This window comes from Sphingopyxis sp. GW821-FHT10B01, from assembly GCF_059415685.1.
The window spans coordinates 324,462-337,394 of the sequence record NZ_JBWKNS010000002.1 but is presented as its reverse complement, the minus strand read 5'-3'; the positions used below and the strand labels follow the sequence as shown (position 1 = coordinate 337,394).

Genomic DNA, 12,933 nt, shown 5'->3' with positions numbered 1-12,933 from the left:
GCGTCAAATTCCGGCGTCGGTTATCGCGGTGCGATGAGCAAATCGGATGTACTGAACCTTCTCACAGCTGCGGCGCAGGCACGGCGCGATGGCGATATCCGACGGGCGGCCGATCATTTGCAGGCGGCCCTTTCGCGCGCGCCGGCCGATCCGGTGGTGCTCAACAGTCTTGGGATGATGCGGTTGGACGAGGGGAAGCTACCCGAAGCCGTCGGTTATTTCGAACAAGCGATCACGGCAGACCCATCGGCGCCCGATCTCTGGATGAATCTGGCCAAGACGCACCGCCTCGCTGGCGACGACGGGTCGGAGGCCAGCAGCCTCGATCAGGCACTGGCGATCGACCAGCGCCACTTCATGGCGAATGTGCGCCGCGCGGAACTGCACGAGAAGCGCGGCGAGACGGCGAGCGCGATGCACCGTTGGTCGGGCGTCATCGCGCTGGCGGAAGCCAATGGTCCGGCGAACGAATCGCTCGATCAGGTGCTGGCGCACGCGCGGCGCTATATAGCGGACGTAGCTCAGGGTTTCGAAAAAAGCTTTTCACCGCGGTTGGCGACGTTTCGTGACGGCAAAACCAATCCGCTGGCGCTGCGGCGTTTTGAAGCCTGCGTTGACGGCGTGCTCGGTCGGCGGCGTGTCTATGCCAATGAGTGTCACGGGCTCCATTATCCCTTTCTCCCCGCCGACGAATATTTCGATCGGGATCATTTCCCTTGGATCGAACGGCTCGAGGCGCAGACGGATATCATCCGCGGCGAGCTGTTGGCCTTGCTCGCAAGCGATGGCGAACATTTGGAACCCTATGTTCGCCAGGAACCGGGGACGTCGCCGAACAAGTGGACCGCGCTGGACAATTCGCCCGACTGGAGCGCCTGGTTCCTTTGGAAGCACGGCGTGCGGCAGGACGAGGCCTGCGCGCGCTGCCCGCAAACCGCAGCGTTGCTCGAAACATTGCCCATGTCGGATATTCCGGGACGCTCGCCGAGTGTTTTCTTTTCGATTTTGCGTCCGGGTGCCCATATTCCACCGCACACCGGGGTCACCAATGTGCGCGGCATCGTCCATTTGCCCCTCGTCGTGCCGCCCGGGTGCGGATTCCGCGTCGGCGGCGAAACCCGTCAGTGGGAAGAGGGATGCGCGTTCGTTTTCGATGATACGATTGAGCATGAGGCCTGGAACAACAGCGACGCATTGCGCGCGGTTCTGATCTTTGATGTCTGGAATCCGCATCTTGGCGAATCGGAACACGACATGTTGCGCGGTCTATTTCAGGAAATGTCCGACTATGGTCTTGATGAGGGCGGCAGTGTCGATGATCGATAGACTGGACCGGCGCGATACTGTAGCTTCGGCCAACACTAACAAAGAGAGCTGATCGATGTCACATTTCATCATGGCATTTCTTCTTCTTGGTTCTGGCGCCGAGGCTCCTCCTCCGCCGCCCCCGGCTGCAGATCCGGTGATCTGCAAGCGCTACGAAGAAACGGGATCGCTGGTAAAAAAGCGCAAGGTTTGCCGGACCAAATCGGAGTGGGCCAAGTCGTCGTCTGAAATGCAAGAGACGTTAAATCGTTTTGTCGAAGACCGCCGCACCCGCCCAGCCGGAAACTGACGCAGGCCCACGCTTGGCTGCTTCGTAGCGGTCCGTCCGCACCACGCTCCTGATTGCGCGGTGCGGAACGCCAGCCAAGCGCGGAGAGGCGTTTACGCGGCGGTGAGAACGAGCGCCCCGTCGCCTTCGTCGACCCCGATCGTCGAGCCGTCCTTGACCTCGCCCTTCAGGATCAGGTCGGCGAGCGGATCCTGCAGATATTTCTGCACCGCGCGTTTCAGCGGCCGCGCGCCATAGACCGGATCATAGCCGACGCGGCCGAGCCAGGCCCGCGCCGCATCGGTGAGGTCGAGCGTGACCTTGCGATCGGCGAGCAGTTTCTGGACGCGCGCGACCTGGATGTCGACGATGCCGCCCATATGCTGCTGCGCCAGGCGGTTGAAGAGCACGATCTCGTCGAGCCGGTTGAGGAACTCGGGCCGGAAATGCGCGCGCACGACTTCCATGACAGCGGGTTCGGCCTGTTCGACCGGCGCGTCGTCGGGGAGCGCGGCGATCGCCTGGCTGCCGAGGTTCGACGTCAGGATGATCAGTGTGTTGGTGAAATCGACGGTGCGGCCCTGCCCGTCGGTGAGGCGCCCGTCGTCGAGCACCTGCAGCAGGATGTTGAAGACGTCGGGGTGCGCTTTCTCGACCTCGTCGAACAGCACGACCTGATAGGGCCGGCGGCGCACCGCTTCGGTCAGCGTGCCGCCCTCTTCATAGCCGACATAGCCCGGGGGGGCGCCGACGAGCCGCGCGACGCTGTGCTTTTCCATGAATTCGGACATGTCGATGCGGACCATCGCATTGTCGTCGTCGAACAGGAAGCGCGCGAGCGCCTTGGTGAGCTCGGTCTTGCCGACGCCCGTGGGGCCGAGGAAGAGGAAGCTGCCGAGCGGGCGGTTCGGGTCCTGCAGCCCGGCGCGGGCGCGGCGAACCGCGGTCGAGACGGCGCGGACGGCTTCGTCCTGGCCGATCACGCGCTGTGTCAGCGTGGCTTCCATGCCGAGCAATTTCTCGCGCTCACCCTCCATCATCCGGTCGACGGGGATGCCGGTCCATTTGCTGACGACCGCTGCGATATCGTCGGCGGTGACTTCCTCGCGCAGCATCGCGTTGCCCGCGGCGGCTTCGGCATCGGCGAGCTGCTTTTCGAGGCCGGGGATAGTGCCGTAAGATAGCTCGCCCGCTTTTGCGAGGTCGCCCGCGCGCTGTGCCTGATCGAGCGCCGAGCGCGCGGCGTCGAGCTCTTCCTTGATCTTCGCCTCGGCGTGGATCTTGTCCTTCTCGGCCTTCCACTTTTGCGTGAGGCCCGCCGACTGCTGTTCCTGATTGGCGAGTTCGGCGCGCAAGGCCGCCAGCCGGTCCTTCGACGCGGCGTCGGTTTCTTTCGACAGCGCCGATTCCTCGATCTTCATCTGGATGATGCGGCGGTCGAGCGTCTCGATCTCCTCGGGTTTCGATTCGACTTCCATGCGGATGCGGCTTGCGGCCTCGTCCATCAGGTCGATCGCCTTGTCGGGCAGGAAGCGGTCCGAGATATAGCGGTTCGACAGCGTCGCCGCGGCGACGATCGCGGCGTCGGTGATCCGCACGCCGTGGTGCAGCTCGTATTTCTCCTTGAGCCCGCGCAGGATCGAGATCGAATCCTCGACCGTCGGTTCGCCGACGAACACCGGCTGGAACCGCCGCTGGAGCGCGGGGTCCTTTTCGACATGCTTGCGATATTCGTCGAGCGTCGTCGCGCCAATGCAGTGGAGCTCGCCGCGCGCGAGCGCGGGTTTGAGCAGGTTCGACGCGTCCATCGCGCCCTCGCCCTTGCCCGCGCCGACCAGCGTGTGCATTTCGTCGATGAACAGGATGATCTCGCCCTCGGCCGCCTTCACATCGTCGAGCACGCCCTTGAGGCGTTCCTCGAACTCGCCGCGGTACTTGGCGCCCGCGATCAGCGCGCCCATGTCGAGCGATAACAGGCGGCGGTCCTTCAGGCTGTCGGGGACGTCGCCATTGGTGATGCGCAGCGCGAGCCCCTCGGCGATCGCGGTCTTGCCGACCCCGGGTTCGCCGATCAGCACCGGATTATTCTTGGTCCGGCGCGCGAGGATCTGGATCGTGCGGCGGATTTCCTCGTCGCGGCCGATGACCGGGTCGAGCTTGCCCTCGCGCGCGACTTCGGTGAGGTCACGGGCGAATTTCTTGAGCGCTTCGTAGCGGTCCTCGCTGCTCGCGGTGTCGGCGGTGCGCCCGCCGCGCAAGTCGTTGATCGCGCTGTTGAGCGCGTCGGCCTTGACCCCCGCATCGGCGAAGGCCTTGCCGACCGGCGTGGTGGTCGAAAGCACCATTGCGAGCAGCAGCCGCTCGACGGTGACATAGCCGTCGCCCGCCTTGGTCGCGAGCTGTTCGGCCTGATCGAGCAGCCGCACCGCATCATTGTCGAGCCCCGGCGTCGATTGCGCGCCCGAACCCGATACGGCAGGAACCTTGGCGAGCAGCGCGTCGATTCCGGCGACCGCGCGCTTCGCGTCGCCGCCGCTCTTCGCGATCAGGCCCGCGGCCATGCCTTCATTGTCTTCGAGCAGCGCCTTGGCGATATGCTCGGGGCCGATCCGCTGATGGTTCATGCGGATCGCAATTGTCTGCGCCGATTGCAGGAAGCCCTTGGCGCGGTCGGTAAATTTTTCGAGGTTCATTCTTGTTTCCCTGTCGACGTAGGGGAAAGATAGTGTTGCAAATGGGCAACACAAGAGCAAGCCTTTCCCCACCCCGATATTTGCGCCATGACGCGTCCAACGAGGCCCGAGCGGCCGCAGAGGACCAGCGACGATGCGCAAATTTCTGATCGGTTTGATAGTGGTTTTGGCGCTGATCACCACCGGGCTCGCGCTCTGGGAACCGCTGACCGCCGAAGCGCCTGCTGCACCCGTCTTCAAGCCCGCCGATGTCCGCATCGCGCGCGACAAGTTCGGGGTGCCGCATATTTTCGGCAAGACCGACGCCGACGTTGCCTATGGCGTCGCCTATGCACATGCCGAGGATGATTTTGCGACGCTGCAGGAAGTGCTCGCGATGACGCGCGGCCGCGCCGGCGCGATGCTGGGTCAGGATGGCGCGAAGATCGATTATGCCGAGGCGTTGCTCGATGTCCGCACGACGACCGAGCGCGACTGGCCGCGGCTGCCCGAGGATGTGAAAAAGCTCTTCACCGCCTATGCCGTGGGGCTCAACCATTATGCCGACAAGCATCCGGACGAGGTTCGGCTGTCGGGGCTGTTCCCGGTGACGGGCGAGGATGTCGTCGCGGGTTTCGTGCTGCGTTCGCCCTTTTTCTTCGGGCTCGATTCGGTGCTCGGCTCGCTGGTCGAGGACAAGCCGATCGGGCGTGAGGGCGGTCCGGCGCTCGATGCCACGGGCAAGATCATCCCGCGCCGCGATACGCCGCTCGGCAGCGACCCGGCGAGCAACGGATCGAACGGCATGGCGGTTGCGCCCGCGCGGTCGACCGACGGCGCGACGCGGCTGGTTTCCAATTCGCACCAGCCGTGGACCGGCGGCGTCGCCTGGTACGAACTGGTCGTCCATTCGGAAGAGGGTTGGGATTTCGCGGGCGCGAACTTCCCCGGATCGCCATACCCCTTCCTCGGTCACAACAAATATCTCGGCTGGACGAACACGGTGAACCGGCCCGACCTGATCGACGTCTACAAGCTGGTGCTCGACGACAGCGGCGAGAAATATCGCTTCGACGGCCAGTGGCGACCGCTCGAGGAAAAGCGCATCTGGTTGAAGGTCAAGGTCGGCCCGTTCGTGCTGCCGGTGCCGCGCACCATCTATCGTTCGGTCCACGGGCCGGTGGTGAAGAATGACAAGGGCGCCTTCGCGATCCGCTATGCCGGGATCGACCAGGCGAATATGGTCACCCAATATTACCGGCTGAACAAGGCGAAGAATTTCGCCGAATGGCGCGCCGCGATGGCGGCGCAGGGCGTGCCCGCGACCAATTTCATCTACGCCGATGCCAAGGGCAACATCGGCATGTTCTATAATGCGATGTTCCCCGACCGGCAGCCGGGGTTCAACTGGCGCGGCATCCTGCCCGGCGACACGTCGGCCGACCTGTGGACGAAGACGCTGCCGTTCGATCGCGTGCCGACTTTGGTCAATCCGCGCTCGGGCTATGTGATGAACGCCAACAACACGCCGTGGGTCGCGGCGGGGCCGGGCGACGAACTCGACGCGGCGGCTTTCTCGCCCTTGCTCGGGGTCGAGGACGATATGACCAACCGCGCGGTGCGGCTGATCGAGCTGTTCGAGGCGTCGGGGAAGATCGACGAGGCGCGGCTGAAGGCGATCAAATATGACACCGCCTATGCGAAGTCGGGATATGCCAAGGTGTGGATGAACCGCCTACTCGCGCTCGACACGAAGGACGATCCCGCGCTGGCGCAGGCACAGACATTACTCCGCGCGTGGGACTGGAACCTCGACGGCAAGGGGAAGGGCGATGCGCTGGCGCTGATGGTGCTCCGCCCCGCGAACGGCAGCCACTACCAGCGCCGCGCCGACCCCGATCCGCGCACCGTGTTGAAAGAGACGGTGACGCACCTGCAGGATCATTTCGGCGGGCTAGATCCGAAACTGGGCACGGTGCTGCGCCTGCGTCATGGCGAAGGCGCCTATCGTGTCGACCTGCCGCTCGATGGCGGCAACGACACCGTGCGCGCCTCGACTTTGTGGGACGCCGAACCCGACGGGCGGCTGAAGGTCCGCCATGGCGACAGCTTCATCATGTTCGTGACGTGGGACAGGGACGGGCGCGTGCGGTCGGAATCGATCCAGCCGTTCGGATCGGCGACGACGCGGCCGGCAAGCCCCCATTATAATGATCAGGCGCCACTGTTCGTGGCGCACAAGCTGAAGCCGGTGCTGTTCGATCCGGCGGCGCTGAAGGCGAGCGGGGCGCGATTCTATCGGCCTTGAAAGCCGCGAACCGCTGTCCTAAACCATTGATACAGCGCCGTACGGCACCCCGTCTTTGACAGGCGTTTCGCGCCTGTATCCGTTGTCCAAAAGGATGCTCATGCCCCGTTTCCATCGCTTCGCCCTTGCCCTGGCGGTTACCACGTCGTTTGTCGCCGCGGGCCCCGCGCTCGCCAAGGCCAAGGCGGTCAACCCGGCGCCGATCGCCGACCTCGTGAAAGCGGTCGATATTCCATACGAGGCCTTCACGCTCGACAACGGCCTGCGCGTGATCGTGCACGAGGATCGCAAGGCGCCCGTTGTTGCGGTGTCGGTGTGGTACCGTGTCGGGTCGAAGCATGAACCCAAGGGCAAGACGGGCTTCGCCCATTTGTTCGAGCATCTGATGTTCAACGGGTCGGAAAATTCGCCCGGCGATTTCTTCGAGCCGCTGCAGCAGGTCGGCGCGACCGACAGCAATGGCACGACCAATGTCGACCGCACCAATTATTTCGAGACCGTCCCGACCGGCGCGCTCGACCGCGCGCTGTTCCTCGAAAGCGACCGCATGGGGCATCTGCTCGGCGCGGTGACGCAGGAAAAGCTCGATAACCAGCGCGGCGTCGTCCAGAATGAAAAGCGGCAGGGCGACAACAATCCCTATGGCTTGCTGCGCTACGAGATTTTCGAGAATCTCTTCCCCACCGGGCATCCGTATCACCACAGCACGATCGGTTCGATGGGCGACCTGAATTCGGCGAGCCTGGGCGATGTGAAGAAATGGTTCACCGACAATTATGGCCCGAATAATGCGGTGCTGGTGCTCGCAGGCGATATCGATGCCGCGACCGCTAAGGCCAAGGTGCAGTCATGGTTCGGCGACATCCCGCGCGGCCCGGAAATCGCTGCCCCCAAAACGTCGGTCCCGACGCTGCCTGCACCGCTGGCGAAAGAGGTCAAGGACCTCGTTCCCACCACGCGCATCTATCGCATGTGGGCGATTCCCGGTCTCAACGATGCCGACGCGGTGCCGCTGCAGATGGCGGCGACGGTGCTCGGCGGACTGTCATCGTCGCGACTCGACAATGCCTTGGTGCGCAAGGATCCGATTGCGGTGAGTGTTTCGGCCGGCGCGCAGCCCTTCGAGGATGCCGGTTTCCTGATCGTGCAGGCGGATGTGAAGCCGGGTGTCGAACCGTCGCAGGTCGCGAGGCGGCTCGACGAAGAAATCGCAAGCTTCCTCGCAAGCGGCCCGACGGCGGACGAGTTGCAGCGTACCGCCGCCAGCTATCTGGCGGGGACGATCGCGGGGCTGGAATCGGTTGGCGGCTTTGGCGGCAAGGCGGTGACACTGGCCGAGGGCGCGCTCTATTCGAACAATCCCGCCTATTATAAAGTCGAGCTCGACCGGATGGCGCAAGCGACCCCCGAGCAGGTGAAGGCCGTTGCCCAAAAGTGGATGTCACGCCCGGCCTTCTCGCTGACCTATATCCCCGGCGAGCGTACCGAAGGCGGCGAGAACCGCGGCGGCGCCATGACCATGGACAAGGGCGCCGAGTTCGTCGCGCCCGACCGCTACTGGAATCCGGCGCTCGGCGATGTCGGGCCCGACAGCGGAATCGGCGGTGCGTCGTCGATCGCCGACCGCTCGCAGCTGCCTGCGGTCGCCGACCTGACCGCGCTCGACTTCCCCGCGATCGAACGGACCAAGCTGAAGAACGGTGTCGAGGTCGTGTTCGCGCGCCGCACGACGGTGCCGACGGTCAATGTCGCGGTCAGCTTCGATGCCGGCTACGCCGCCGACCCGCACAGCGCGCTCGGCACGCAGTCGCTGATGCTCAGCCTGATGGACGAAGGCACGACGAGCCTCGATTCGATCGCCTTTGCCGAAGCGAAGGAGCGTCTGGGCGCGCAGATCGACGCGACCGCCAATGCCGACGAGACGGTGTTCAGCCTGTTCGCGCTGAAGCTCAACCTCGGCGCCTCGCTCGGGCTGCTGGCAGACTATGTCCGCAACCCCGCGTTCGACGGCAAAGAGTTGGAGCGCGTGCGCGCGCAGCAGCTCAACCGGCTCAAGGCCGAGCTCAACAATCCCAACGCCATCGCTTCGCGGGTATTGATGCCCGTGCTTTACGGCGCCGATCATCCCTATGGTATTCCGCCGTCGGGTCTGGGCGATGCGAAATCGGTGGCTGCGGTGACGCGTGACCAGCTCGCGGCGTTCCACAGCGCGTGGATCCGGCCCGACAATGCCCGTATCTTCGTCGTTGGCGATACGACGCTGGCCGAAGTGAAAAGGCAGCTCGACGCGACGCTGGGCCAGTGGAAGGCACCCGCCACGGCAAAACCGGTCAAGCATTTCGACATCGCGGTCCCAGCGCCGAAGCCGCGTATCCTGCTGTTCGACCGGCCCAAGTCGCCGCAGTCGGTGATCCTGGCCGGCAAGGTGCTCGACGCCAAAGGCGGCGACGAACTCGAAGTGCTGCGATCGGCCAACGATATTTTCGGCGGCAATTTCCTGTCGCGCTTCAACACCAATCTGCGCGAGACCAAGGGCTGGTCCTACGGTGTGCGCAGCCGTATTTCGGGCGACAAGGACCGCCTGACGTGGGTCGTTGCGGCGCCGGTGCAGGCCGATCGGACGGGCGATTCGATCAAGGAGCTGCAGAGCGACCTCAAAAGCTTTCTTGGCGACAAGGGCGTGACGAAGGATGAACTGGAGCGCACGATCAACGGCAGCGTCCGCGAATTGCCCGGCAGTTTCGAAACCTCGGACGATGTGCTCGGCGGGCTCAGGCAAATCGTGAAGTTCGGCCGCCCCGACAATTATTACGAGACGCTGCCCGCGACCTATGAAGCGATGACCGCAACCGAAATTGACGCTGCGGCGCGCAAGGCGCTCAGCACCGGCGACCTTGTCTATGTCATCGTCGGCGATGCCGCGGTGGTAAAACCGCAGCTTGACGGATTGGGTTTGCCGGTGGAAACGGTGTCCGTCACTAACTAACACAAGTTTCAGTAAGGAGAGCCCAAATGTCACAAGTCGATGGCAATTATGATTGCGTAACCAAATCGCCGATGGGCGACCAGAAGTCGGTTTTCACCGTCAGCAGCGACGGCGGCAGCTTCACCGGCCAGAATGCCGGGGCGATGGGTTCGCTCGATGTTGAAAATGGCAAGGTCGATGGCAACAAGCTGACCTGGACCATGAACATGAAGGTGCCGATGCCGATGACGCTCGAATGCGAAGCGACGATCGACGGCGACGCGCTGACCGGCACGATCAAGGCCGGTGCGTTCGGTTCGATGGCGATGACCGGTACCCGTCAGGGCTGATCGCCGTCTCCGCGAGAAGGAAAGGGTCGTTCCTCCCGGGAGCGGCCCTTTTTCTTTGCATAGCATTGCGGGCGCTTTTCGACGCCCGGGGACTATTCAAACCAGCGCCGGCGGCGCATAGCCTGATGCAATGCACAATATCTCCCAATCTTCTCAGCGGTCGGGTCTTCCGGGCGAACGCGAAATGGTGGTCATGATGGCCATGGTGATGGCGCTCAATGCGCTCGCCATCGACGCGATGCTGCCGGCGCTACCCGCGATCGGCAGGGGATTGGGCGTCGCGGTCGCGAACGATCGCCAATATGTGATTTCCATCTATCTGCTCGGGATCGGTTTCGGCTCGCTGCTCTATGGCCCGCTGGCCGACCGGTTCGGGCGCAAGGGCGTGCTGGTGCCGGCGCTGCTTGCCTATGTGGTCTTTTCGATCGGCTGCGGCCTCGCGACAAGTTTCCCGATGCTGCTCGCGCTCCGTTTCGGACACGGCCTGGTCAGCGCGGCGCTGGGCGTTATCGTTGTCGCCGTCATCCGCGATCTGTTTGCGGGCGATGCGATGGCGAAGCGTCTGTCGCTCATCTTCCTTGTCTTCATGATCGTGCCGATCATCGCGCCGACGATTGGCGCGGGGGTTGCGGCGATCGCAGGCTGGCGCGCGATTTTCATCGTTCTTGCCGTGATGGGCCTCGTCATGCTGCTCTGGCTTCGGCGCCTTCCGGAAACGCTCGATCCCGGCGACGTGCGCCCGCTCGACTGGCGGACGATGCTGGCGGGTTGGGCGACGGTTACGCGCCATCGCCGCGCCGCGGGCTATATGATCGCTTCGGGCATGATGCAGGGCTCGCTTTACGGCTATCTCAACAGCAGCGAGCAGATCATCGCCGAGGTGTTTGGCGCGCAAAAGCTTTTCCCGCTGATCTTTGCCTGCGTCGCCATCGGCATCGCCATCGCCAATTTTTCCAACGCGGCGATCGTCGAACGCTTCGGCGCGCGGCGTGTTTCGCAAACGGCGGTGTTCGCATTCATGGTGACATCGATCCTGCAAATTGTCGCGGCGCTGAGCGGCGCCGAGACGCTGTGGATGTTCACCGCGCTGATGATGGTGAATGTCGGCCTGATCGGCTTTATCGGCAGCAACTTCGGATCGATCGCGATGGAGGATTTCGGCCATATGGCCGGCGTTGCATCCTCCTATCAAAGCTTTGCCAAGACATTGCTCGCGGCGGTTGTCGGTGCGTTGATCGGCCAGCAATATAACGGGACCACTCTGCCGCTTGCCTATGCGTTTCTTGTCAGTGCCGCTGTGGGCCTGACGCTGGTCTTCTGGGCCGAGCGTGGCAAGCTGTTCACCCGGCCGGGAACGGCGCCCAAATCGCCTTATTGAGAAGATCTCCCGGGCGAGGGGCAAAAAGAAAGGGGGCCGAAGCCCCCTTTCCCTTTATGGCTCGAACCGTCAGTTGAACGACGGTGCCGGCGGGACCGGCGGCGGCGGTGCGTCGGCATCGTCTTCATGCACTTCGATATGGCCCTGACCCACATGGCTGCGTTTGCGGCTGTAGGCGAAATAGACAACCAGGCCGATCGCAGCCCAGATCAGGAAGAGGTTGATGCTCTTCTGGTCGAGGTTGAAGAACAGGTAGAGGCAGCCTGCAATCGCGATCGGCGCCGTGATATAGATCAGCGGCGTCTTGAACGGGCGATGGCGGCCGGGATCGGTCTTGCGGATGACCATCACCGCGATCGACACCGCGGCAAAGGCGAACAATGTCCCCGAGTTCGAGATGTTCGCCAGCTGCCCGACAGGGAAGAAGGCGGCGAACAGCGCGACCGCGATGCCGGTGATGATCGTGATCACGTGCGGCGTGTTGAACTTCGGGTGGATCTTCGAGAAGGCTTTCGGCAGCAGTCCGTCGCGGCTCATGACGAAGAAGATGCGGGTCTGGCCGAACATCATCATCAGGATGACTGAGGGCAGCGCCAGGCCGGCGGCGAGGCCGATCAGATTGCCGACCTGTGGCCAGCCGATTTCACGCATCGTCCAGGCGAGGGCTTCCTTCGAACAGACCACGGCCTGATCGCCGATTGCGCTACAGGCAGCGGCGAGTTCGCGGCTACCGGGTTCGAGCGCATGCTTGGCGGCGGCATCGATGCCGACCGGCTGCGCGCCGACCGAGCCGATGACGCCAGCGGCGACGAGCAGGTAGAAGATGGTGCAGATGGCAAGGCTGCCGATCAGGCCGATCGGCATGTTGCGCTGCGGATTCTTGGTTTCCTCGGCGGCGGTCGAAACCGCGTCGAAGCCGACATAGGCGAAGAAGATCGACGCGGCGGCGGCGCCGATGCCCGCAAAACCGAGCGGTGCGAACGGCTCGAAATTCTCCATATTCATCACCGGAACGGCGAGGACGATGAAGAGCGTCAGCGCGGCAACCTTGATGACGACGAGAAAGGCGTTGATCGTTGCGGATTCGCGCGTGCCGATCACGAGGAGCATGGTGACCAGCCCGGCGATGAACATCGCGGGCAGGTTGATCAGGCCGCCGTCGAACGGCCCGAGCACGAATTTGGCAGGTATGTCTATGCCGAAACTATGCTCGATCAAACCCACGACATAACCCGACCAGCCGACCGACACCGCGCCCGCGGCGACAGCATATTCGAGGATCAAGGCCCAGCCGACCATCCAGGCGATCAGTTCGCCCATCACGGCATAGCTATAGGTGTAGGCCGAGCCCGACACGGGGACCATCGAGGCCATTTCGGCATAGCAGAGCGCCGCAAAGGCGCAGACGAAGCCGGCGATAACGAAGCTGATCATCATGCCGGGGCCCGCTTTTTGTGCGGCTTCGGCGGTCAGCACGAAAATTCCGGTCCCGATCACGGCGCCGATCCCCAGCATTGTCAGCTGGAAAGCCCCGAGCGTGCGCGTAAGCGACTTTTTTTCCGCTGTCGCCAAAATGGCATCCAACGACTTTACGCGGTCAAATAGCATAATCTTCCCCTTGGGAGCGGCTGAACTGCCGCCCGTCTCATGGCGGGGCAGACTAGCC

The 12,933-nt window shown here is 63.6% G+C and carries 8 protein-coding genes; 6 read left to right on the top strand and 2 right to left on the bottom strand.

Translation table 11 applies throughout. The features are described from left to right. Positions 1 to 33: 33 nt before the first annotated feature. Entirely contained in the window at positions 34 to 1,326 is a 1,293-nt protein-coding gene (locus tag AC07NV_RS06055; protein WP_495165442.1) for an aspartyl/asparaginyl beta-hydroxylase domain-containing protein, read from the top strand. Between the two features lie 55 nt (positions 1,327 to 1,381). After that, complete coding sequence (locus AC07NV_RS06050) at positions 1,382 to 1,615, top strand: hypothetical protein (protein WP_495165441.1); 234 nt, start codon at positions 1,382 to 1,384, stop codon at positions 1,613 to 1,615. A gap of 92 nt (positions 1,616 to 1,707) precedes the next feature. On the opposite strand, the gene clpB is transcribed toward AC07NV_RS06050, so the two are convergent. Next, positions 1,708 to 4,287, bottom strand: a complete 2,580-nt coding sequence (gene clpB / locus AC07NV_RS06045) for an ATP-dependent chaperone ClpB (RefSeq protein ID WP_495165440.1) — start codon at positions 4,285 to 4,287, stop codon at positions 1,708 to 1,710. Between the two features lie 133 nt (positions 4,288 to 4,420). Between clpB and AC07NV_RS06040 the strand changes: the two genes are divergently transcribed. From AC07NV_RS06040 to AC07NV_RS06025, 4 genes are all read left to right on the top strand, one after another. After that, positions 4,421 to 6,574, top strand: coding sequence for an acylase (locus AC07NV_RS06040; protein ID WP_495165439.1), 2,154 nt, complete (start codon positions 4,421 to 4,423; stop codon positions 6,572 to 6,574). Positions 6,575 to 6,674: 100 nt separating this feature from the next. After that, positions 6,675 to 9,560: a M16 family metallopeptidase gene (locus tag AC07NV_RS06035; protein WP_495165438.1), complete on the top strand. Its 2,886-nt coding sequence runs from the start codon at positions 6,675 to 6,677 to the stop codon at positions 9,558 to 9,560. A gap of 26 nt (positions 9,561 to 9,586) precedes the next feature. Beyond that, positions 9,587 to 9,889: a hypothetical protein gene (locus tag AC07NV_RS06030; RefSeq protein ID WP_495165437.1), complete on the top strand. Its 303-nt coding sequence runs from the start codon at positions 9,587 to 9,589 to the stop codon at positions 9,887 to 9,889. Positions 9,890 to 10,073: 184 nt separating this feature from the next. After that, positions 10,074 to 11,267 carry a multidrug effflux MFS transporter gene (locus tag AC07NV_RS06025; RefSeq protein ID WP_495165436.1) on the top strand — a complete coding sequence of 398 codons (1,194 nt, stop codon included), beginning with the start codon at positions 10,074 to 10,076 and terminating at the stop codon, positions 11,265 to 11,267. A 69-nt stretch (positions 11,268 to 11,336) separates the two neighbouring features. Here the strand turns inward: AC07NV_RS06025 and AC07NV_RS06020 are convergent, their stop codons facing one another. Next, positions 11,337 to 12,875, bottom strand: a complete 1,539-nt coding sequence (locus tag AC07NV_RS06020) for an amino acid permease (RefSeq protein ID WP_495165435.1) — start codon at positions 12,873 to 12,875, stop codon at positions 11,337 to 11,339. Positions 12,876 to 12,933: the final 58 nt, after the last annotated feature.

Bases quoted from the DNA above. Each gene is read 5' to 3' on its own strand.
- AC07NV_RS06055 (WP_495165442.1), top strand. From the start codon at position 34: ATGAGCAAATCGGATGTACTGAACCTTCTCACAGCTGCGGCGCAGGCA.
- AC07NV_RS06050 (WP_495165441.1), top strand. From the start codon at position 1,382: ATGTCACATTTCATCATGGCATTTCTTCTTCTTGGTTCTGGCGCCGAG.
- clpB (WP_495165440.1), bottom strand. From the start codon at position 4,287: ATGAACCTCGAAAAATTTACCGACCGCGCCAAGGGCTTCCTGCAATCG.
- AC07NV_RS06040 (WP_495165439.1), top strand. From the start codon at position 4,421: ATGCGCAAATTTCTGATCGGTTTGATAGTGGTTTTGGCGCTGATCACC.
- AC07NV_RS06035 (WP_495165438.1), top strand. From the start codon at position 6,675: ATGCCCCGTTTCCATCGCTTCGCCCTTGCCCTGGCGGTTACCACGTCG.
- AC07NV_RS06030 (WP_495165437.1), top strand. From the start codon at position 9,587: ATGTCACAAGTCGATGGCAATTATGATTGCGTAACCAAATCGCCGATG.
- AC07NV_RS06025 (WP_495165436.1), top strand. From the start codon at position 10,074: ATGGTGGTCATGATGGCCATGGTGATGGCGCTCAATGCGCTCGCCATC.
- AC07NV_RS06020 (WP_495165435.1), bottom strand. From the start codon at position 12,875: ATGCTATTTGACCGCGTAAAGTCGTTGGATGCCATTTTGGCGACAGCG.